The sequence below is a fragment of the Streptodolium elevatio genome (assembly GCF_040649515.1).
GTDB lineage: Bacteria > Actinomycetota > Actinomycetes > Streptomycetales > Streptomycetaceae > Yinghuangia > Yinghuangia elevatio.
Window position 1 is genome coordinate 207,874 of record NZ_JBEZFP010000001.1, and the last position, 20,392, is coordinate 228,265.

A 20,392-nucleotide genomic window follows, 5' to 3' on the forward strand; every position below is an offset into this window, starting at 1 on the left:
CCGACCCGCGTATCCGCCTACAGGTCGCGGACCTGCGGCAGGCCGTCCGCGACGATCCGCTCGAAGACCTTCTCGTCGGTCCCGAACACGGTGCCGGGCACAGGCAGGTGTACGGCGATCTCGGTGATGCCCACGGCGGCGTGGCGGCCCGCGTGGTCGACGAAGGCGTCGACGGAGTCGAGCACACGTTCGTCGGTGGAGCCGCTGAGCAGCACGCGGCCGAGTTCCTTCGGGTCGCGCCCCTCGGCGATGCAGGCGTCTTCGAGGCGGTGCACCTGGTCCGCGATGTCGGCGGTGTACTGCGCGGCGGTCTGCCCCGTCAGACGCTTCGGGTCGCCGAAGGTGACCCACTGCTGCCCGAGCCGCGCCGCGAGGCGCATGCCGCGCGGACCTGTCGCGGCGACGGAGAAGGGCACGCGCGGCGTCTGCACGCAGCCCGGGATCATGCGTGCCTCGACCGCCGAGTAGTACGTGCCGCGGTACGTGGTCGCCGGCGCGGTGAGGAGGCGGTCCATCAGGTCCAGGAACTCCTCGAAGCGGTCCTGGCGTTCGCGCGGCGGCCAGGGGTCCTGGCCGAGTGTGGTGGCGTCGAAGCCGGTGCCGCCCGCTCCGATGCCGAGCGTGATGCGCCCGCCGGAGATGTCGTCGAGGGTCATGACCTCCTTGGCGAACGTCACCGGGTGCCGGAAGTTCGGCGAGGTGACGAGCGTGCCCAGGCGTACCCGCGAGGTCACCGCGGCGGCGGCCGCGAGGGTCGGCACCGTGCCGAACCAGGGCTTGTCGCGGAACGTGCGCCAGGACAGGTGGTCGAAGGTCCAGGCCGTGTCGAACCCCGCCTCCTCCGCCGCGCGCCAGCGCGCGAGCGCCTCTTGGCCTGAGTAAATCGGGAGGATCACGACACCGGTTTTCATGATCCAAGACTAGATCGGCCCCGATGTGCGGCAAATTGCGACAAGCCGACGGGCATCCGTGCGGGCGGGGTAGCCCGCGGCGCGGAGGTGTGCCCTGCATCTCCACGGACGCGTAAGCGAGGATGTACGGCGTGACTGCCTCTCCGCGCCCGCGCCTCGTCGCCACCGATCTGGACGGCACCATCGTCCGCAGTGACGGCACCATCTCCGACCGCACCCTCGCCGCCCTGGAGGCCGTGGAGGCGGCCGGTGCGGAAGTCGTGTTCGTGACCGGCCGACCGCCGCGCTGGATGGACAAGGTCGCGGAGGTCACCGGACACCACGGCCTGGCGATCTGCGGCAACGGCGCGGTGGTCTACGACCTGCGGGCCGAGCGCATCGTCGAGACGCATCCGATGGACGTCACCGCGGCCCGCAAGGTCGTGGGCCTGATCAAGGCGGAGATCCCCGACGTGTGCTTCGCGGTGGAGACGGCGACGGGGTTCGCGCACGAGCCCGCGTACCCGCCGCTGGAGCGCGACCTGTCGATCGTGCACGCGGTGGCCCCGGTGGAGGAACTGCTCGACGGTCCGGTGCTGAAGCTGCTGGCGCGGCACGCCTCGCTCGCCCCGGACGAGTTCCTGGCCCTGACCCGGGCCGCGGCCGGCCGATACGCGGAGTTCACGCACTCCTCCAAGATCGCGCTTGTGGAGATCAGCGGCCTCGGCATCAGCAAGGCGACGACGCTCGCGTCCTTCGCCGCCCGGCACGGCATCACCGCCGCCGAAGTGGTGGCGTTCGGTGACATGCCCAACGACCTGCCGATGCTCACCTGGGCCGGCCACCCGTACGCGGTCGCAAATGCTCATCCGGCGGTCTTGAAGGCCGTCCCGAATCACACAGCCGGCAACGATGACGACGGTGTCGCACTGATTCTGGAAAAACTCTTCTCGTAACTCTGCGTAGAGATAATGTAACTCTATGCACACAACCCGCGCGGGGCGATCCCCGCTGTCCGCGCTGCTCGGCCACTACGCGGTCGGCACCGCGGTGGGGTTCCGGCCCATCGCCGAAGGGCTGCTGAACCGAGGATACGAAGTGACGACCACCGAGGGCCGGTGGTTCCTCAAGCACTACCTCGACCAGACGCCCGCGGCGATCGCCTTCCAGCACCGTGTCACCGAGCGCCTGCGCGCGGCCGGCATCCCGGCGCTTCCGCCGGTCGCCGACCGGGAGGGCACCACCGCACGCCGCGTCGCGGGCCGCTGGTTCGCGCTGTTCCCGTGGGTCGAGGGCCGGCACCGCGGCGGCGGTGAGCTGGACGACACCGAGTGCACGCAGCTGGGCGGCCTGCTCGGCCGGGTGCACGCGCAGCTGATCCGCATGCTGCCACCCGTGCAGCAGCCGATGTTCGCCCCCGCGGCCGACGCCGCACACTCGATGGGGGTGGCCACCCGGCTGCTCGAACGCATACGCGCCCGTGCCGTCCGCGAACCGTTCGACGAACTGGCCGAGCACCGGCTGATCGAACGCCTGCGCATGCTGCGGCGGCTCGCCCACCGACGGCCGGCCGACCACGACCGGCCCCGGACCGGCTATGTGCACGGCGACTTCCACCCGCTGAACCTGCTGTACGCCGAGCGCGACCCGGTCGCGATCATCGACTGGGACCGCTTGGCCGCGCTGCCCGACACCGAGGAGACGGTACGCGCCGCGCTGCTGTTCTTCACCGCCTCGGCGACGGGCACCCTCGACCTGCCGCGCGTACGCGCCTTCGTGCACGCCTACCGGGCGGTCAGCGACCCGGGCGACGACGAGTTGGCCGCCGCGGTGCAGCGCCTGTGGTGGGAGCGGCTCAACGACTTCTGGATGCTGAACCGGCACTACGACGAACGCGACCACCGCTCCGACCCGTTGTTCCCGGCGTCCGCCGCACTGATCGTGTGGTGGACCCGGCACTACGAGGAGGTGATGGCCGCGTTCGTGGAGTGATGTCCGCTATCCGGCGGGGTTCGACGTCGGCGGGGGCCCCGATGTCGCCGGCTTGGTGTTCGTCGCCGGGTTCGACGTCGGCGGGTCGCTGGTCGGCGGCGCACTCGTCGCGGGCTTGGTCGTGGTGGGCTGCGACGACGTGCTCGGCGGCCGCGACGTCTGGTTGTTGGTCTGCGGGTTGCCCGAGGGCGCGGTCTGGCCGGGGTTCGGCGCCGTGCGCGGCGGCGACGACGTCCGGGTGGTCTCCGACTCGGTGTAGGTCGGGTCGGGCAGCGGGTTGTTCGCGCCCGGGGAGCTCTCGTCGGTCTGCGTCTGGGAGTTGGACGTCACGGTCCCCGGCGCGTTCGGGTTCTTCTTGTCGCCCTCGTCGTCCCCGGGCTTCATCAGCGTGAGCACCGCGAACGTCACGCCCGCGATCACCATGACGACGACCACCGCGATCATCGCGTAGAAGAAGCCCGACCGGCGGCGTTCGTCGCGGTCGTCCTCCACCATCGGCATCGCGCCCGTGCCGCCGTCGTTCGTCGGCAGGGACAGCGGGCCGCCCGGCAGGGGGCCGGTGCGCATCGAGTCCGGACCGCCCGGCACCGGACCGCCGAGCCGCGCGGTCGGGGCGGCCGCCATCGATCCGGTGGCGCCCGCCGACCACGCCTGGTGCTGGCGCGTGGTCCCGCCGGGCGGCTGGGCCGGGATCCTGGTGGTGGGCGGCGCCACGTGGACGGTCTGGCCCGCCAGCACGCGCCGGATGTCCATGCGCATCTCTTCGGCGGTCTGGTACCGGTCGTCCGGGTTCTTGGCGAGCGCCTTGAGGGCGATCGCGTCCAGGTGCGCCGGGATCCGCGCGTCCGAGGCGGACGGCGGACGCGGGTCGTCCTGCACGTGCTGGTACACCACGGACAGCGGCGTGTCGCCGTTGAAGGGCGGCCGCAGGGCCAGCAGTTCGTACAGCAGGCAGCCGCTGGAGTAGAGGTCGCTGCGGGCGTCCACGGTGCGACCCAGGGCCTGCTCGGGCGACAAGTACTGCGGGGTGCCCATGACCATGCCGGTCTGCGTCATCGTCGTCGCGGCGCTGTGCAGCGCGCGGGCGATGCCGAAGTCCATCACCTTGACGGCACCCGAGTTGGTGATGATGACGTTGGCGGGCTTGATGTCGCGGTGGATGATGCCGTGCCGGTGGCTGTACTCCAGTGCCTCGAGCACACCCTCGGTGATCCGCAGGGCCTGCTCCTGCGGTATCGGCGATCCTTCGGACAGCAGTTCGCGCACCGTGCGGCCCTCGACGCACTCCATCACGATGAACGGCACCAGCTCGGGGCCGATGCGGTCCTCACCCGTGTCGTACACGGACACGATCGCGGGGTGGTTGAGCGACGCGGCGTTCTGCGCCTCGCGGCCGAAGCGCGAGCGGGCCACCGGATCCTGCGCGAGATCGGGGCGCAGTGTCTTGACGGCGACGGTACGGCCCAGCCGTACGTCGTGGGCCATACTCACCTCGGCCATGCCGCCGCGGCCGAGCTGACGCCCCAGCTCGTAGCGTCCCGCACCGACGGTCCTGACCTGGGTCCCGGAGACCTCGTCGTCCGGGCGCTGCGGCTGACCCATCACTCCTCGCCGTCCGTCTCGTCACGGTCCGCCGGGAACGGACTCGCTCGTCCCAACGATCGCCGGGCCGCAAAGGCACGGCGGGTCCCGGCCCCGTGCGCACATGGCATTGTCCCGCAATCCGGTATCCGAGTCACCGTACCGGCAGCAGGGCCATGCCATCAGGCTTGAACGGCCCCCACGGCGAGATATAGCTCACCGCAACGCCATTGACGCGGGCACGCCAGGATAACCCGTGACGGCTACCCCGTTGCCACGAAGGCAAGCACGGCGGCGACCAGAAGTGCCATGCCGATGACGAATACCAGCGCGCGGCGGCGCGATCGGCTGCGTCTCTGCGCCCTTCGTGTGCCCTGCACCGGCACCGGACCGCGCCCCGGCGCACGCCTGCGGTGGCCGCCCGCACCGGGGAGCATGCCCCCGCCCGAATCCGACACCTCGTCAGGGATGATGCGCGCGACTGCCGCCCGCATCTCCTTCGCGGACGCGAAACGCAGTTGGGGGTCCTTGCGCAGCGCGTGCAGCACCAGATCGTCCACCGCTCCCGGCACGTCGCGGTGCGCCGACGGCGGGAGCGGTTCGTCGCGTACATGCTTGTACGCCACGGTGATCGCGCTGTCCCCGTCGAACGGCACGTTGCCGACCAGCAGTTCGTAGAGCAGGCAGCCCACCGAGTAGACGTCGCTGCGCGGTGAGGCCGGATGGCCCAGCGCCTGCTCCGGCGAGAAGTACTGCGGCGTCCCCATGATGTGCCCGGCCGCGGTGAGCGACGCGGATGTGCCGTGCACCGCCCGCGCGATGCCGAAGTCCATGACCTTGACCTCGCCGTGCTGCGTCATCATGACGTTCACCGGCTTGATGTCCCGGTGCACGATCCCGTGCCCGTGGCTGTACTCGAGCGCGTCGAGGACGTACGCGGCGATGCGCAGCGCCCGGCGCCAGGGCAGCGGCCCCTCGTGGCGCAGCAGCGCACGCAGCGTGTAGCCCTCGACCAGCTCCATGACGATCCACGGGATCGGACCGCCGGACACGTCGTCCTCGCCGGTGTCGTAGACCCGCACGATCGCCGGGTGGTTGAGCGCCGCCGCGTGGTGCGCCTCGCGCGCGAAGCGCGAGCGGGCCACCGCGTCCTCGGCGAGGTCGGTGCGCAGGCGCTTGACCGCGACTATGCGGTCCAGCGCCACGTCGTGGGCCTCGTGCACCACCGCCATGCCGCCGCCCCCGATGCGGCGGAGCGTGCGGTAGCGCCCGTCGCCGAACAGGGTTCCGGCGAACTCGTCGTGCCGGTCGTGCACCATCCCGCGGCCCCCCGTGGTGCGGCGTCGAGGCGGCGGTACGGCGGGTCGCGACGCGCGTCCCGCCGTACCGTGCCGGGAGTCTGCTTTTCCGGGTGTGCACCCGGCGTCCACCGGTGCTCTACAGATACGGGCCGGACGCGCCGGCCGGACCGCCCTCGCCGGGCCGCCCCGGCATCGCACCGGGCGGCAGCGCCCTGCGCATCGTCTCCAACTGGGCGCGCGCCGCCATCTGCTGCGCGAACAACGCCGTCTGGATTCCGTGGAAGAGACCCTCGAGCCAGCCGACCAACTGGGCCTGGGCGATGCGCAGCTCGGCCTCGGTGGGGACGCTCTCCTCGTTGAACGGCAGCGTCAGGCGCTCCAGCTCCTCGACGAGCTCCGGGGCGAGGCCCTTCTCCAGCTCCTTGATGGACCCCTTGTGGATGTCCGCGAGCCGCACCCGGCTCGCCTCGTCGAGAGGCGCCGCACGCACTTCTTCGAGCAGTTGCTTGATCATGCTGCCGATGCGCATGACCTTGGCGGGCTGCTCGACCATGTCGGTGATGGCGAGTTCGCCGTTCTCGCCGCCTTCGGCGCCGCCCACCGCCATGCCGTCGGGGCCGACGATCACGACGTGCGGGTTCTCGTCCTGCGATTCGTTGTTCGGCATGCTCATGCCCCCATCCTCTCCCGTCGGCGGCGGCCCCCGCCACGGGGACCGCTCCGACGGGAGAGGATGCCTGCCTGCGAAGGGGCTTGTGAGCGGGCCGTTCACCCGCTCCGCGGCCGCATGACCTCGCGCGACCGCGTGCACAGCGCCGCGATGGCGGCGGCCAGCAGCGGAATCACCACCAGTGCCAGGCCCATCTGCGCCCAGGGGATGACCACGACGATGTCCGGCAGTTTCGACGTGTTCTGCAGTCCGCCTTCGGCGATCGCGGCCTCCTGGGCCCGCTCGGCGACCTCGGCGGTCTTCCAGCGCAGCGCGGCGGCGGGCAGCAGGCCCACGACGACACCGAGTGATGTGCCGATCAGGGCGATCACCCAGCTCTGCGCGGCGGAGAGCGCACGCCGCACTCTCGGCGGCGCGCCGACCGCGCCGAGGGTGGCGAGGTCCTTGCGGCCGTCCGCGAGGGCCAGTCCGGTCGCCACGCCGGAAGCTCCCAGGGCGACCAGGACCGCGGCGGCGCCGAGCAGCAGGATCTGGGTGCTCGGACGCCCCTGGTAGCCGCGTTCGACCTCGACGCCGCCGCCGCCCAGCGCGTGCAGCGCTTCCTGGGCCCGCTGCTGGGCCGCCTCGCTGGGCATCTTCGTGGTGTCGTAGACCAGTTGCGTCGGCTCGACCGGGATGCCGGTGAGTTTCGCGGGCTCCGGCCCCAGGATGACCGCCGCGTAGTCGAAGCCGTCGGACTCGACGTACAGCGCGGGGACGTCGAACGTGCGCGGTGGCGGCAGGGGGTCGTTCGGCGGTTCGGGCATCTGCCCGCCGGGTCCCGGCTCGGCCGAGTAGATCGTGCCGATCGAGATGGTGACCTTGCCGTCGTGGATGTACCGCTCGTCGAAGACCACCGCGCCGTTCTTCAGTGCCTCGGGTATGCGCGGGTCGGTGCTGCCGTTGACGCGCCGCACCAGATCGGCGTCGCCCACCGGCAGGTTGACCATGCCCCAGAACTCGTTGCTGCCGGGTGCGCAGCGGGGGTCGGTGCGCGCGGCGGCCACCTCGGCCTCCGTGGGCACCGGGTTCTCCCCCTGGTCGCCGGAGTACAGCGGACACTGGTTGGCCTCGGGGATGAAGGCGGAGACCGTCGTGCACGTCTGGCCGGGAGGGCAGTAGCTGGAGGCGTACCCCATGACCATTCCCTCGCCGGTGACCGGCAGGTTGTCCTCGATGGCCTTGGTGAAGCCGGCGTCCAGGGCACGGCCGGGGGGCGGGTACGCGACGACTTGGCCGTGGCCCGCGCGCGGCCGGTAGCTCTCGCGGTCGTCGTGGTCGGTGCCCGCCCAGTACGCCGTCACCGCCACCGCTCCGGCCACCGCCGCCATGACCGCCGCGACCGCGGGCGCGGTGCGCGGCCGGTTGCGGGCGGCGTCCCGCAGCGCGAGCCGGGGCGTCAGCGGGAGGATTCGGCCGAGCCGCCCGGCCATGCCCACCAGGGCGGGACAGCAGGCGATCACGCCGAGTTGGGCCAGTACGCATCCGGCCAGCAGGACGATGTCGTTCGGGTTGACGGCCGCGCCGTAGTAGGCGACGCCGAGTCCCGCGGCGCCGGCGGCGGCGCCGACGACCGGCAGCACGCGTGAACCGCGCCGCACGCCGCGCCGGCCGGTCAGCGAGTCCACGATGTTCTCGCGGGCCGCGAGGAACGCCGGGACGGCCGCGGCGATCATGCCGATGACGATGCCGAGGGCCACGACGGCGGCGAGTTCGAGCGGGCGTACCTCGTAGTGGCCCAGCTCCTTGCCGGACATGTCGGCGAACCAGCCCCGCGAGAACCAGGCGGCGCCCAGCCCCAGAACCGTGCCGAGCGCCCCGGCGATCACGCCGAGGACGACGCCGTCGGCGAGCACGATGGTGCGGATGTGCCGCTGGTCGCCGCCCGCGACCCCGACCAGCCCGAAGTCCCTTCTGCGGCGCCGCGCTCCGACGGCGAAGGCCGGTCCGGCGAGCAGCACGACCTCCAGCAGCGCCATGCCGAGCACCACGACCCCGACGGCCACCGCGAGATCGCTCACCTGGTCGACCCCGAAGGCGAGCTGCCGGTACGGGACCTCGCGGTCCGCCAGCTTGCTCCCGTCGACCTCGCGCGAAGTCGCCACGATGCCCTTGGCGTTGAGCTCGCGGACCTTGTCCCAGGTGTACGTGCCCGCCGGTGCGTCGACCAGGTACTCGTATTCGAGCGGGGGACCGGGCCTCGGGTCCAGCTTCTCCAGCAGCGCCCCCGGCATCGCGAACACACTTCGCTGGCGTAGCGCGTCGGGCAGGTTGACGGTGCCGACGATGGTGAAGGTGCGGCCGCTGTCCGGCTGGGTGAGCGTGCCGCCGATGCGCAGGCCGCTGACCGACAGGAACTTCTCGGTGACCACGACCTCGTCGGCCTTCGCCGGCGCGCGGCCGGCGGTCTGCCACACGATGCCCTTGGCCAGGGGGTGGCGGTAGTCGAACTCGACGAAGTCCGCCGTGGTCATGCCGTGCGCGGTGCGGAGCGAGAGCGGGATCTGGACCCTGGGGACCACCGTGGAGCCGGCGGGGACGGAGCCGAGGACGTCGGGGTGGAGCTCTTCGGGAGGCTGGTACGCCCCCGGCGTCCCGGAGGGCAGCGACTGCAGGATCATCGCCTGGGCCATGTCGTCGCCGTTGTCGGGGTCCTGCACGACGGCGGCCTGGACCCTGGCGTCCCGGACGAGCGCGTCGGCCTGCCCGATCTTGCGCTCCAGGCGCTCGTTCCGGTCCAACTGCTGGCTGCGGTACACGATGTCGGCCGAGCTGCCGGCGAACACCGGCAGGGCGATCATCAGCACGATGAGCAGACTGCGCCCTTTGGCGCGCCATGCCTCGCGCCGGGCTATGCGCAGCGCGGCGCGCCACGCGGGGACGTTCATCGGCTGCCCTCGCGTGCGAGCAGGTTCTCGGGGACGTCGTGTCGGCCGGTGTCGTCGACGAGGCGCCCGTCCCGCAGGAAGACGATGCGGTCGGCCCAGGCCGCGTGCCGTGCCTCGTGGGTCACCAGGACGGCGGCCGCACCCGCGTCGCAGCGGGCGCGCAGGACCCGCAGGACGGCTTCACCGGTCGCCGAGTCGAGGGCGCCGGTGGGCTCGTCCGCGAGTACCAGGCGGCGGTCGCCGACCAAAGCGCGGGCGATGGCGACGCGCTGCTGCTGGCCGCCGGACATCTCGTCGGGGAAGCGCTCGGCGAGTTCGGCGACGCCGACCTCGCCGAGCGCGTCCTGAGCCGCGGTCCGGGCTTTGCGCACCGACGTTCCGTCGAGTTCGAGGGGCAGGGCGACGTTCTCGGCGGCGGTGAGGGCCGGGATCAGGTTGAGGTCCTGGAACACGTAGCCGACGCTGCGCCGGCGCAGCGCGGCCTGCCTGCGGCGCGGCAGGCCGCTGATCTCCTCGCCCTCGACCAGCACCATGCCGGTGGTCGGGCTGTCGAGCCCGCCGGCCAGCATCAGCAGGGTGGACTTGCCGGAGCCGGACGGGCCCATGACGGCGAGCAGTTCGCCCGCGGAGACGGTGAGGTCGACGCCGACCAGGCTCTGCACCTGGGTCTCGCCACTGCCGTACGTGCGTCCCAGGCCCCGCAGTTCGAGCACCGGCACGTCCGACGCACCGGCGTGGGCGGTGGATTCCGTGGCCGTCGGTCCGGTCATCGTTTCCCCCTGCGGATCCGGCCGCGCTTGGGCGGGCCGTCCTGCGCTGCCGCCTCCCCGGGCGGCGGTGCGGTGGGCAGCGGCTCGGCGGCGGGCGGGACGACGTCGCGACGGGCGAGCCGGGCCTCGCAGTGGTCGAGCCAGCGCACCTCGGCCTCCGCCTGGAACACCAGGCTCTCGAGCACGAGTTGCCACGCGAGGTCGTCCTCGGCGGCGCGGACCTTGAGCCGTGTGTAGTCCTGGAGGGCGCGCAGCGTGTGGGCGCGCTGGGTCTGCACGACGGCCGTGACGTCGACGCCGGGCACGGCGACCGCCATGGCCAGCTTGATGGCCAGCTCGTCGCGCGGGCGTCCGGCGCGGGAGACCGGTTCCTCGAACCACTCCTGGAGCTCGCGGCGGCCCTCGCCGGTGATGCGGTAGAAGACGTGGCCCTCGCCGTCCTCGCCGTCCGGTACGACCAGCCCGTCCCGGTCGAGGCGCCCGAGCGTCGTGTAGACCTGGCCGACGTTGAGCGGCCAGGTGGATCCGGTGCGGGACTCGAACTCGGCCCGGAGCTGGTAGCCGTAGCGGGGCCCCTGGTCCAGGAGGGCGAGCAGTCCGTGCTTGATTGACATACTCAGTATGTATACCGGGTATGCTCATTTCCACAAGGCCTCTGCGCGTACCGGACACCCGGACACCGGTCCGGGCGGGCCGGGTGGGCCGGGCTGCTCAGGAGGCCGGAGCTGCTGTCCGTACCGAAGCTGTTGGCATGGGAGCCGTCACCACCGGGGCCGCTGATACCGGAGCCGCTGGTGCCGGAGAGCCGCTGGTACCGGGCCGTCGGTCAGACGCAGACGACGTCGATGGTGATGGCCCGCGTCTGCGCGTAGACCGCGGGCTGCAGAATGCGGAGCTGCACGGTGCCGCGCACCCGGGTGCCGTCGAAGCGAAGGCCCACCGGCCACGGGATCTGGAGGCTCTGCTGCCGCGGCCCGGTGCCGGTGAAGTGCAGTTGGTCGGGCGGCCACGCGCGGGCGTTCTCGAAGAACCACTGGTAGACGATGTCGCCCTGGCCGCCGTCGACCATGATCGTCGCGGCGATGACGACCTCTTCCCGGTCGTTGCAGCGGATCTGCGCGCCCGGCCCGTGGTCGCTGGTCAGCACCACGCTCACCACGCGCATGCGCGCCGAGACGGGCGCCACGTCATCGTCGTCGTCATCGGTGCCGGGCACCTTGCCCGGCGGCTGGGTGGAGAATCCGGGGCCTTGTGTCGCCGGGGGGCGCGTACCGGCCGGCGGCGCGGCGGAGGCGCCGGAACCCGATGCGCCGGAGCCGCCCGTCGCGGCCGGGGTCGACATCGGCGATGCAATGGTGCCGCCGGCGGACGGCGCGGTGCTCGGCACCGCCGGGGTCTCGCTCGGCGCGGGCACGGGCACGACGACGGCGGGCGGCCCGTCGGTCGTCGCCGCGGGACTCGGCATCGCGTGCTCTTCGGCGGGCAGTTGCGGCGGGATTCCGACCACCGGCTCGGAGGGCGCGGCCTGCTCGGCGGCGCCGTCGGTGCCGTAGAAGTTGACCAGGGCGAGGACGCCGACCATCAGCAGGGCGATGATCACGGGCCCGACCGGGACACGCCGAATGAAGGCGCGAACTCGGTGCATCCGGCCTCCTTCCCGCCGATCGGGGTCCGCCCCCTGCCGACCGGGGGGCCACCGGCCCTGGCGGGCCTCCTCGCCGCGCTCCCCGTCCGGATGGCCAGGGGCGAGGTGGCACTGCCGGAAACTATCGCGAATCAGGCCCCGCCGTCTCCGATGTGACCGCCTTGATGAGACTGCACTCTTCTCGGGAGTTGCACCAGACGGCACCCGGCCCTGTGGCCACATCGGTACGCCACGCGGACATGACTGCACGTCATATTGGCGCCTCGGCGGAGCAGTTGCGGACGGCCGGGAGGGTCAGGACCGGCCGCGTCGGCGGCGCGCGGCGATGCGTACGAAGGCCGTGCCGCCCGCCACCAGCAGCAGGCCCAGCGCCACGAGCTGCACGGTTGCCCCGAGACCGGTCTTCGGCAGCCCGGGGGACTTGGGTTCGTCCGGAGCCGCCCCGGACTCCGGGGCGGCGGACCCGGTGGGAGCGGGCGGGAGCGGCGGAGGGTTTTCCACGTACCACGCCACCGTTCGACCGCCGGAGCGCACGGCGCTCACGCCGGAGCGCAGACCGGGGACGACTTCGATCCCGGCGGCCCGCATCGCGGCGATGCCCTCCGGCCCGCCGGACAGGACGAGTTCGTGGTCCACGGTCAGGGCCGGCATCCCGGAGACGTCGACGACCGGCGTGATGCCGAGCGGCGCGACGCGCGCCAGCAGTGCGTCGCGGTCCTCGCGCGTCGGCCGCGCGGTGCTGTCGGTACGACCCGGCAGGCCGCGCTCGCGTGCGCCGCCCGTTCCCCCGGGAGCCGTCGAGGGGTGTGGGTCGGGATCCGGCCGCAGCCCGGGCACCCCGGCCCGCGGCGCGGCGGTGGCCACCCCTGCCGGGGTGCTGCCCGGCGCGTTCTGCGGGACGCCGGGCGGGGCGTTCCCCGCGGCATTCTCCGGAGCGTTCGCCCGCGCACCGCCCGGCGCGTCGACGCGGTCCCCCGCGGGTGCGCCCGCCGGGACGTCGCCGGGCGCGTCGGCCCGCGCCGCCGTGGGCGCGGGCTCGGGCGGCGCCGCCCAGGCCGAGGGCACGGCGAGCGCGGACAGCACCAGGTATGCCGCGACTGCACGGGTCCGCTTCACGGCCACCTTCCCCAGCGCCCCTCGCACCGGACCTACCGGTGGTGCTTGGCAGCCTAGGAAAAACGGACTATTCGTTCAATAACCGACATTCCGAAAGTTCGGTGTGATCACTTCCGATCACCCGGCACCGCCAGGACGACCTTGCCGACATGTGTGCTCGCCTCGACGATCCGGTGTGCCTCCGCGGCATCGGTGACCGGCAGGACGCGGTCCACGATTGGCCGCACCCGGCCGGCCGCGATCAGCGGCCACACGTGCTCGCGCACCGCCGCGACGATCGCCGACTTCTCCGACAGCGGACGGCCCCGCAGCGAGGTCGCGGCCAACGCCGCGCGCTTGGTGAGCAGCTGGTTCAGGTTGATCTCGGCCTTGACCCCGCCCTGCAGGCCGATGATCACCAGGCGGCCGTTGACCGCGAGCGCGTCGACGTTGCGGGCGAGGTACTTCGCGCCCATGTTGTCCAGGATCACGTCGACCCCGGCCCCGTCGGTCTCCTCCGCGATCCGCGCGGCGAAGTCCTCCTCGCGGTAGTTGATCGCGACGTCCGCACCCAGCTCGCGGCAGCGGGCGAGCTTCTCCTCGGTGCCCGCGGTGGTGAAGATCCTCGCACCGACCGCCCGGGCCAGCTGGATCGCCATCGTGCCGATGCCGCTGGAACCGCCGTGCACCAGGAACGATTCGCCCGGACGCAGGTGCGCGACCATGAACACGTTCGACCAGACGGTCGTCACGACCTCGGGAAGCGCGGCCGCCTCGACCAGGCCGACACCGTCCGGCACCGGGAGAAGCTGGCCGACGGGGACGCGCACGTACTCCGCGTACCCGCCGCCCGCCAGCAGCGCGCACACCTCGTCGCCGACCGCCCAGCCCGCGACGCCCGCACCGAGTTTCGCGATCCGGCCCGACGCCTCCAGGCCGGGGTACTCCGACGCGCCGGGCGGCGGCGGATAGAAGCCCTGGCGCTGCATCAGATCGGCGCGGTTGACCGCCGTGGCGGCCACCTCGACCAACGCCTCGCCGGGCCCCGGCTCCTCGTCGGGGACCTCGGTCCAGGCCAGTGCCTCCGGCCCGCCCGGGGCCTTGATCGTGATCGCGTGCAACGCTCTCGCTCCTCGTCGTTCGGCGTACGGTCCGTCCGCCGCCGCTCAGTGCCGTTCGGACGACGGTGTCACTATCCCGGTACCCGGCTGGCCGATGCTGCGGATCACCACGAGCCGGTCCCCGGCCGCCAGCTTGGACGCCTCGGGGTCGTCGTGCCGCAGCATGCGGTGCCCGCGTACGACCGCCACCACCAGGTCGCGGCACTGCGACGGCGACTTGCCGGCCTCGCGCTTGTCCACCGGCCGCTCGATCAGGTCCATGCCCGAGCCGTAGTGCAGCAGGTCCTCGACGACCTCACCGACGTTCGGACTCAGCATCGACACCCCCAGCAGGCGCCCTGCCGCGCTCGCCGTGGTGACGACCGAGTCCGCGCCGCTCTGCCGGATCAGCGGGGAGTTCTCGTCCTCGCGCACCGCGACCACGATCCAGGCGCGACGGTTGAGCTGACGTGCCGTCAGGGTCACCAGGGCCGCGGTGTCGTCGCGGTTGACCGACACGATCAGGTTCCGTGCCCGCTCGAACTCGGCGCGACGCAGCACCTCGGCGCGCGTCGCGTCGCCGGTCACCACGACCAGGCCGTCCTGGTCCGCCGCGTACGCGGCGGTCTCCGGATCGGGGTCGACCACCACGATCCGCTCCTTGGGCACACCCTGCGCCAGCAGCGTGTGGATCGCGCTGAAGCCCGTGGTGCCGTACCCGACGACGACAGTGTGGTCTCGCAAGGTGGACCTCCAGCGGGACAGCCGCCACTGCTCCCGGGTGCGTTCGGTGAGGACTTCCAGGGTGGTGCCGACCAAGATGATCAGGAACACCACGCGCAGCGGCGTGACCACCAGGATGTTGACCAGCCGGGCGGACTCGCTGGCGGGCACGATGTCGCCGTAGCCGGTCGTGGACAGCGTGACGGTCGCGTAGTACGCCGCGTCCAGGAACGACAGTTCCCCGCCCGCGTTGTCCTTGTAACCGCCCCGGTCGAGGTAGACGATCAGCACCGTCGCGAGCAGCACCAGCAAGGCCATCCCGAAGCGCCGCAGCACCTGCTTGAGCGGCCCCGGCCGATCGCGCGGGATGCTGATCGCCGCGGCACCCGGCCCCATCGCCTCGGCCTCCGCGTCGCGCGCGACACCGGGGATCGGCCGGGCCAGGGCGCCCATCGGCCCCCTGCGGTCGGACGGCTGGTCGTCGGGCGTGCGCACGGTCTTCATCGTGGGACCCGCAGGACCTCGGCGCGGTCCCCCGCCCGGAGGCCGCCCGGCGGCACGACGGCCATCCCGTCGGCCACCGCGAAGCCGCGCAGCATCGACGGCCCCGAGAAGTGCAGGGGTACGTCCCCGGTCATCGGCACGAGCCGGGTGTCGCGCGGATGCCCGGTGACCGCGTCGGCCACCCGCACCCGCCGCGGCCTCGGCTCCGCACGGCCGGAGAGCCTGCGCAGCAGCGGGACCGCGAGGGTGAGCATGCCGGACACCGCCGCGAGCGGATTGCCGGGCAGGGCGACCAGAAAGCGCCCGCCGCCCGGCCGCGCGCCCGGGAGGTGGGCCAGCGCCATCGGGTGCCCGGGGCGTACCGCGACGCCGTCGACCAGGAGTTCGGCCCGCAGGTCGCGCAGCAGGGGGTGTACGTGGTCGACCGGACCGCCCGCCGTACCACCGGTCGTGATCACGACGTCGGCCTGCGAGTTGTCCACCGCCCGGCGGAGCGCGGCCAGTTCGTCGCCCACCCGGCGCACCCGGCGCACGTCCGCCCCCAGCAGCCGCAGCCACGGGGTCAGCAGCGGGCCGAGTGCGTCGCGCACGCGCCCGTCGCGCGGCAGGCCGGAGTCGAGCAGTTCGTCGCCGAGCACGAGGACTTCGACGCGGGGGCGGTCGACGACGATCAGCTCGTCGTACCCGGCCGCCGCGGCGAGCCCCGCGACGCCCGGGGTGACCACAGTCCCCGCCGGCAGCAACTCGTCCCCACTGCGGCACTCCTGGCCCTGCGCGCGGATGTCGCCGCCCTGCTGCACGTCGCCGAACAGGAGGCGGTCGTCCACCTTGCTGCGCTCGCTGCGCAGCACCCCCGTGGCCCCGCGCGGCAGCCGCGCCCCGGTGGCGATCTCGACCGCGTCACCGTCGCGCAGCGGCGCGAGCACGCCCGAGTCGTCGCCCGCGAGCACCCGCCCGCGGACCTTCCACGGGCCCGGACCCGCGACGGCCCAGCCGTCCATCGCCGACGTGTCGAACGGCGGCAGGTCGGTGAGCGCGGTCAGCGGCCTGGCCAGCACGTGGTCCCGCGCGTGGTGCAGGGTGCGGGACACCGCGGGCAGCGGCCGACCGGCGGCCCGGGCGCGCGCCCGGGCGTCGGGCCAGGGCAGATCGTGGTGATCAGACACACCGCCACCTCACCCTCATGCCGCCACCCCGCTACGCTCGGCGGCCGCATTCGCGAAACGCATCCTCTTATTGATTCGCTCGCTCCGCTCGCTCATGCCGCCACCCCGCCGCACCCGGCAACCGCAATCGCGAAACGCGTCCCTGGTTCTGCTTCGCCGCTTCGCTTGTTCACTGCTCGTTGCCTTGTTCGGGGCGCTCGTAAGCCGCGGCCAGCGCCTCCGCCTTGCGCAGCGCCTCGGCGACGGCCGCCTCTCCGCCGCCCGCCTGCGCCGCCGCGTACCCGACCAGGAACGCGGTCAGCGGGGCCGCCGGGCGCACGACGTTGTGCGCCGCGACCTTGGTCATGTCCAGCAACGCGGCGATGTCGACGTCGAGCTCGACGCCCAGTTCGGCCTTCACGGCCTCGATCCAGTCCTCCAGCACGTCTTCCATCCTCCCGGAACGGTCCCTTGCAGCCCGCACTTGAGGCCAGGTGTCGCAGTCGAACGCGGCGCCCTCGGCGTCCACCGCCCGAACCAGCGCCAGCGGTGCGAGCAGCCGCCGCAGCGCGGCGCCGTGCGGTTCGCCGAGCGCGGCCAGCGCATCACGCAGGGCCTCGGTCCGGTACGCCGCGAGCAGCATCTGATCACGTCCGTCCGCGTCGACGAGCAGCGCGCCGTCGGGCGGCGAATTCGCGCCGTCCGCCGGCCGCACCAGCGCGTCGAGGAGACGGCCCGTCACCTCCCGGGTCACGAACGGGAGATCGGCGGCCAGCAGCAGGACGTACGGCGCGTCGACCGCGGCCAGCCCGGCCGCCACCGCGGCCACCGGCCCGCCGCCCGGCGGATCCTCGCGCACCCAGCGCACCGCCGCCTCGGTCGTACGCTCCGGCCCCACCACGACCACGCGCCCCGCTCCCGCGCAGGCCTCGACCGCGCGGTCGAGAAGCGTGCGTCCGCCCACCCGCAGCGCGGGCTTGTCCCGGCCGCCGAGCCGCCGCGCGACTCCGCCGGCCAGCACGACCGCGTCGAAGCGCGGCACGGATCCGGCGAGTTCGGACCCGGCGTTTTCCGCGGCAGCGTCCGTCACGTGCTCACACCCCGCTCGGCGGCAGGTCCTCGGGGGCGACGTGCCGCACCACCCAGGAGTGCATCGCGATCGCCGCCGCGGCCCCCGCGTTGATCGACCGCGTCGAGCCGAACTGGGCGATCGAGCACACCAGCGAAGAGGCCGCCCACGCCTCCTCGGTCAGCCCGGGGCCCTCCTGGCCGAAGAGCAGGACGCAGCGCCGGGGCAGGACCGTGGTCTCCAGCGGCACCGCGCCGGGCAGGTTGTCGATGCCGATGACCGGAAGGTCCTCGGACTTCGCCCACTCCGCCAGGTCCGCGACGCCCGGGTGGTGCCGCACGTGCTGGTACCGGTCCGTCACCATCGCGCCGCGCCGGTTCCACCGGCGTTTGCCGACGATGTGCACCTCGCGGGCGAGAAAGGCGTTGGCCGTGCGCACGACCGACCCGATGTTGAGGTCGTGCTGCCAGTTCTCGATCGCGATGTGGAAGTCGTGCCGGCGCGTGTCGAGGTCGGCGACGATCGCCTCGTGGGTCCAGTAGCGGTAGTGGTCGACGACGTTGCGCCGGTCCCCCTCGGCCAGCAGCTCGGGGTCGTACCTCGGGTCGTCGGGCCACGGCTGCGGGTGCGGCCCGACGCCCACCTCGCGTGCGGGGTCGTGCGGGGCGGTCTGGTCGTCGGTCACGCGTCGAGGGTACGCGGGGCGCCCTCCGCGTCGGGTCGCGCACGCAGCCGCCCGCCGACCCACCGTCCGGCCCGGCCGCCCTGGGCCCGGACGAACAAGAGGAACGCCGTGGGCAGGAACACCAGGTCGCCCAGTGCCATGGCCGCGGAGAAGGCCGGCAGGCCCAGCAGCACGGCGATGCCCAGGTGCATGCCGAGCATGATCGCGATGACGACGTACTTCGCGCGCTTGGCGAAGACGAGGAACGCGAACCCGACCTGGGTGAAGACCGTGACGTACGCCAGCGCCGTACCCCAGACCTCGCCGCCGTCCACGACGCCGGACAGCGCCGGAAACGGCTGGAAGTACTCGAGGTTGAGCGCGTAGTGCATGGCCGTGCCGTCCTGCCACGTCTTGCCCTGCACCTTGAACAGCCCCGCGGCCGCGTAGATGACGCATACCTGGGCGGCGATCACGAACAGCGCGCAGTGGTGCATCGCGGCCACCAGGGCCGCGCGCAGTTGTTCGAGTTCGAGCGGCAGGCGCCACATCCCGGTCAGCACGATCGCCGCACCGACCAGCGACGCCCACCACGGCAGCAGCAGTCCGGCGGCGACGACCGCGAACAGCGCGACGAAGACGCCCCACTCGTGGCCCGGCCCGGGGGAACGCGTCTGCCCCGTACGCCGCGCCCGGCGTGCGTCGAGCGACCACACGCGACCGCAGGCCGTGAACATCAGGTAGAAGGACATCAGCAGCAGCACGGTGTCGCCGCTGTCCGTCATCAGCAGGGAACGGCTGTTGAAGGACACGACCATGACGCAGAACAGCACGCTCGTCGCCCGCGTGTGCCAGCCCAGCACGAACAGCGTGGTCGCGAGCACCGCGACCGCGAACATCAGCTCGAACCACCAGCGTTCGTCGCGGACCAGCAGGATGCTGACACCGTCGATGCCGCCGAGCAGTCTGCGGGCCATGTCCGGCGACCAGGGCGACCGGTCGCCCCAGATCTCCCGCCGGTTGAGGAACTCGCGCAGGAGCGCGGCAAGGAAGACGCCGCCGAAGCCGATGCGCAACAGGGCCGCCTGGTAGAGGCCGCGCGGGCGTCCGGTGATGCGGCCGAGGAGAGCGAGCAGCCCTTCGGCCAGGCGTACGTCGAGCGGCGGACGCCCGCGAGCGGGCTTCGGCGCGTCGTCCGCGGGAGCCGCAGGGGCCGGAACGTGCCCGGACGCGGGCCCGGGGTCAACGGAAGTCATCGCGCTTCGTCTCCCACCAGCCCAGTTCGCGTACGGTCGGCTGCGTCGGCGACGACCCCGGCGCCGCGATCGGGGTGGACACCGCGCGTAGCTGCACCGCAACGATCCCGTCCGCGCGCCCGGCGTCCTGGAAGCGCTTGACCACGATCCTCCGCAGGTACTCCTCGGCCAGTTCGGCCTGGTTGTTGGCGGGGCTCTCGTCGGCGTTGTGCGACCCCAGGTAGAAGTCCCACGCGCGGCGCACCAGGTTCTGGTCGGCCTTGCTCGGGAACGGGTTGCCCTGGATGTGCGCGATGTCGTCGCCGGTCAGGTCCGTCCAGGCCGACTCCCGCACGGTGCCGTCCGCCGCCCGGTACTGCACCCGCGCGTTGAGCCGGACGTTGACCGCGAGGATGTCGGGCGCGAACAACTTCCAGTTCTGCTCGAAGAGGGGAAAGATCCACCCCCGGATGTCCTCCGAGTACTTGCGGGACGCCTGGTTCTCCGGGGCCACGTGCAGGCTCACGAAGAGCAGGTGGAACCCGGCCCCGACGACCAGCAGCACCGCGAGCAGAGCCGCGACGAGTTGGACGCGCGGCGAGCGGGCGTCGGGGTCTTCGGGATCGACCGCTGGTCCGGCAGGCGGCAGCTTGTCGGCGGCCCGCCCGGCAGCCGGATCGGCGGCCGGATCGACTCCGGCCACCGGGGTCTCCTGTGCGGGCATGGCCCTCCCGTACGTTGGCGGCAGCCGCACGCTACCGGGTCGGGGGCGCGAAAGGGGGCCTTCGAGGTGCCCTTATCTGCCGTGGCCCACACTCGCGACCACCCGCCGCCACCCGGCCGCCGCCGGTTCCGCGTGCCTGCGCGCCACTCGGCGGCCCGGGCCCCCGTTGCCGGGTCCCTACAGGTCCAGCGCGTTCTCGCGGCCGTGTGCCGTGTAGGCGTTCAGGAGGGTGGTCCGGTCTTCCGTGGTGAATGGGCGGTAGGCCGTGCCGCGTTCGGGGGTCCACCACACGGGTTCGTCGGTGCGGAAGCCGGCGCGCCGGAGTTCGACTTTGTTGACCTTGTTGGTCGCGGTGAC

General features: G+C 72.8%; 18 protein-coding genes and 1 pseudogene. 2 read left to right on the forward strand and 17 right to left on the reverse strand.

The window, feature by feature from the left end:
• Positions 1–17 precede the first annotated feature (17 nt).
• Positions 18–911, reverse strand: a complete 894-nt coding sequence (locus AB0C36_RS00980) for an LLM class flavin-dependent oxidoreductase (protein ID WP_358347250.1) — start codon at positions 909–911, stop codon at positions 18–20.
• Between the two features lie 122 nt (positions 912–1,033).
• Here AB0C36_RS00980 and AB0C36_RS00985 point away from each other — a divergent pair, with 122 nt between their 5' ends.
• Positions 1,034–1,846 carry an HAD family hydrolase gene (locus tag AB0C36_RS00985; RefSeq protein WP_435838953.1) on the forward strand — a complete coding sequence of 271 codons (813 nt, stop codon included), beginning with the start codon at positions 1,034–1,036 and terminating at the stop codon, positions 1,844–1,846.
• Positions 1,847–1,871: 25 nt separating this feature from the next.
• A complete protein-coding gene (locus AB0C36_RS00990; RefSeq protein ID WP_358347255.1) occupies positions 1,872–2,882 on the forward strand; it encodes a phosphotransferase in 1,011 nt (336 codons plus the stop codon).
• Positions 2,883–2,888: 6 nt separating this feature from the next.
• Here the strand turns inward: AB0C36_RS00990 and AB0C36_RS00995 are convergent, their stop codons facing one another.
• The 16 genes and pseudogenes from AB0C36_RS00995 to AB0C36_RS01070 all read right to left on the reverse strand — a co-directional run.
• Complete coding sequence (locus AB0C36_RS00995; RefSeq protein WP_358347258.1) at positions 2,889–4,484, reverse strand: protein kinase domain-containing protein; 1,596 nt, start codon at positions 4,482–4,484, stop codon at positions 2,889–2,891.
• Positions 4,485–4,726: 242 nt separating this feature from the next.
• A complete protein-coding gene (locus AB0C36_RS01000; protein ID WP_358347260.1) occupies positions 4,727–5,782 on the reverse strand; it encodes a protein kinase domain-containing protein in 1,056 nt (351 codons plus the stop codon).
• Positions 5,783–5,900: 118 nt separating this feature from the next.
• Positions 5,901–6,437 (reverse strand): bacterial proteasome activator family protein, encoded by a 537-nt coding sequence (locus tag AB0C36_RS01005; protein WP_358347263.1) that lies wholly within the window; start codon positions 6,435–6,437, stop codon positions 5,901–5,903.
• Between the two features lie 95 nt (positions 6,438–6,532).
• The gene (locus AB0C36_RS01010; RefSeq protein ID WP_358347265.1) at positions 6,533–9,361 is read right to left on the reverse strand and encodes an FtsX-like permease family protein; all 2,829 of its coding nucleotides are present in this window, start codon (positions 9,359–9,361) and stop codon (positions 6,533–6,535) included.
• Complete coding sequence (locus AB0C36_RS01015) at positions 9,358–10,131, reverse strand: ABC transporter ATP-binding protein (RefSeq protein ID WP_358347268.1); 774 nt, start codon at positions 10,129–10,131, stop codon at positions 9,358–9,360. Before AB0C36_RS01015 ends, AB0C36_RS01010 begins: the two co-directional genes overlap by 4 nt.
• A complete protein-coding gene (locus tag AB0C36_RS01020) occupies positions 10,128–10,745 on the reverse strand; it encodes a PadR family transcriptional regulator (protein ID WP_358347270.1) in 618 nt (205 codons plus the stop codon). Before AB0C36_RS01020 ends, AB0C36_RS01015 begins: the two co-directional genes overlap by 4 nt.
• Before the next feature lie 212 nt (positions 10,746–10,957).
• On the reverse strand, positions 10,958–11,776 hold the full coding sequence (locus AB0C36_RS01025; protein ID WP_358347273.1) for a hypothetical protein: 819 nt from the start codon (positions 11,774–11,776) through the stop codon (positions 10,958–10,960).
• Between the two features lie 294 nt (positions 11,777–12,070).
• Positions 12,071–12,892: a hypothetical protein gene (locus tag AB0C36_RS01030; RefSeq protein WP_358347276.1), complete on the reverse strand. Its 822-nt coding sequence runs from the start codon at positions 12,890–12,892 to the stop codon at positions 12,071–12,073.
• 107 nt (positions 12,893–12,999) lie between these two features.
• Positions 13,000–13,992, reverse strand: a complete 993-nt coding sequence (locus AB0C36_RS01035; protein ID WP_358347278.1) for an NAD(P)H-quinone oxidoreductase — start codon at positions 13,990–13,992, stop codon at positions 13,000–13,002.
• A 45-nt stretch (positions 13,993–14,037) separates the two neighbouring features.
• Positions 14,038–15,090 (reverse strand): potassium channel family protein, encoded by a 1,053-nt coding sequence (locus AB0C36_RS01040; protein ID WP_358347317.1) that lies wholly within the window; start codon positions 15,088–15,090, stop codon positions 14,038–14,040.
• Between the two features lie 104 nt (positions 15,091–15,194).
• Positions 15,195–16,364: a molybdopterin molybdotransferase MoeA gene (locus tag AB0C36_RS01045; protein ID WP_358347281.1), complete on the reverse strand. Its 1,170-nt coding sequence runs from the start codon at positions 16,362–16,364 to the stop codon at positions 15,195–15,197.
• Between the two features lie 169 nt (positions 16,365–16,533).
• Entirely contained in the window at positions 16,534–17,433 is a 900-nt protein-coding gene (locus AB0C36_RS01050) for an NTP transferase domain-containing protein (RefSeq protein WP_358347284.1), read from the reverse strand.
• A gap of 4 nt (positions 17,434–17,437) precedes the next feature.
• Positions 17,438–18,097: a TrmH family RNA methyltransferase gene (locus AB0C36_RS01055; protein WP_358347286.1), complete on the reverse strand. Its 660-nt coding sequence runs from the start codon at positions 18,095–18,097 to the stop codon at positions 17,438–17,440.
• Positions 18,094–19,332, reverse strand: coding sequence for an HTTM domain-containing protein (locus AB0C36_RS01060; RefSeq protein WP_358347289.1), 1,239 nt, complete (start codon positions 19,330–19,332; stop codon positions 18,094–18,096). The genes AB0C36_RS01055 and AB0C36_RS01060 overlap by 4 nt, the downstream gene beginning before the upstream one ends.
• Positions 19,319–20,035 carry a DUF5819 family protein gene (locus AB0C36_RS01065; RefSeq protein ID WP_358347291.1) on the reverse strand — a complete coding sequence of 239 codons (717 nt, stop codon included), beginning with the start codon at positions 20,033–20,035 and terminating at the stop codon, positions 19,319–19,321. The genes AB0C36_RS01060 and AB0C36_RS01065 overlap by 14 nt, the downstream gene beginning before the upstream one ends.
• A 177-nt stretch (positions 20,036–20,212) precedes the next feature.
• A pseudogene (locus AB0C36_RS01070) lies at positions 20,213–20,392 on the reverse strand (acyl-CoA synthetase); the annotation flags it as partial.

Coding starts and splice junctions, on each gene's coding strand:
- AB0C36_RS00980 (WP_358347250.1), bottom strand. CDS start 911: ATGAAAACCGGTGTCGTGATCCTCCCGATTTACTCAGGCCAAGAGGCG.
- AB0C36_RS00985 (WP_435838953.1), top strand. CDS start 1,034: ATGTACGGCGTGACTGCCTCTCCGCGCCCGCGCCTCGTCGCCACCGAT.
- AB0C36_RS00990 (WP_358347255.1), top strand. CDS start 1,872: ATGCACACAACCCGCGCGGGGCGATCCCCGCTGTCCGCGCTGCTCGGC.
- AB0C36_RS00995 (WP_358347258.1), bottom strand. CDS start 4,484: ATGGGTCAGCCGCAGCGCCCGGACGACGAGGTCTCCGGGACCCAGGTC.
- AB0C36_RS01000 (WP_358347260.1), bottom strand. CDS start 5,782: ATGGTGCACGACCGGCACGACGAGTTCGCCGGAACCCTGTTCGGCGAC.
- AB0C36_RS01005 (WP_358347263.1), bottom strand. CDS start 6,437: ATGAGCATGCCGAACAACGAATCGCAGGACGAGAACCCGCACGTCGTG.
- AB0C36_RS01010 (WP_358347265.1), bottom strand. CDS start 9,361: ATGAACGTCCCCGCGTGGCGCGCCGCGCTGCGCATAGCCCGGCGCGAG.
- AB0C36_RS01015 (WP_358347268.1), bottom strand. CDS start 10,131: ATGACCGGACCGACGGCCACGGAATCCACCGCCCACGCCGGTGCGTCG.
- AB0C36_RS01020 (WP_358347270.1), bottom strand. CDS start 10,745: ATGTCAATCAAGCACGGACTGCTCGCCCTCCTGGACCAGGGGCCCCGC.
- AB0C36_RS01025 (WP_358347273.1), bottom strand. CDS start 11,776: ATGCACCGAGTTCGCGCCTTCATTCGGCGTGTCCCGGTCGGGCCCGTG.
- AB0C36_RS01040 (WP_358347317.1), bottom strand. CDS start 15,090: ATGGGGCCGGGTGCCGCGGCGATCAGCATCCCGCGCGATCGGCCGGGG.
- AB0C36_RS01060 (WP_358347289.1), bottom strand. CDS start 19,332: ATGACTTCCGTTGACCCCGGGCCCGCGTCCGGGCACGTTCCGGCCCCT.
- AB0C36_RS01065 (WP_358347291.1), bottom strand. CDS start 20,035: ATGCCCGCACAGGAGACCCCGGTGGCCGGAGTCGATCCGGCCGCCGAT.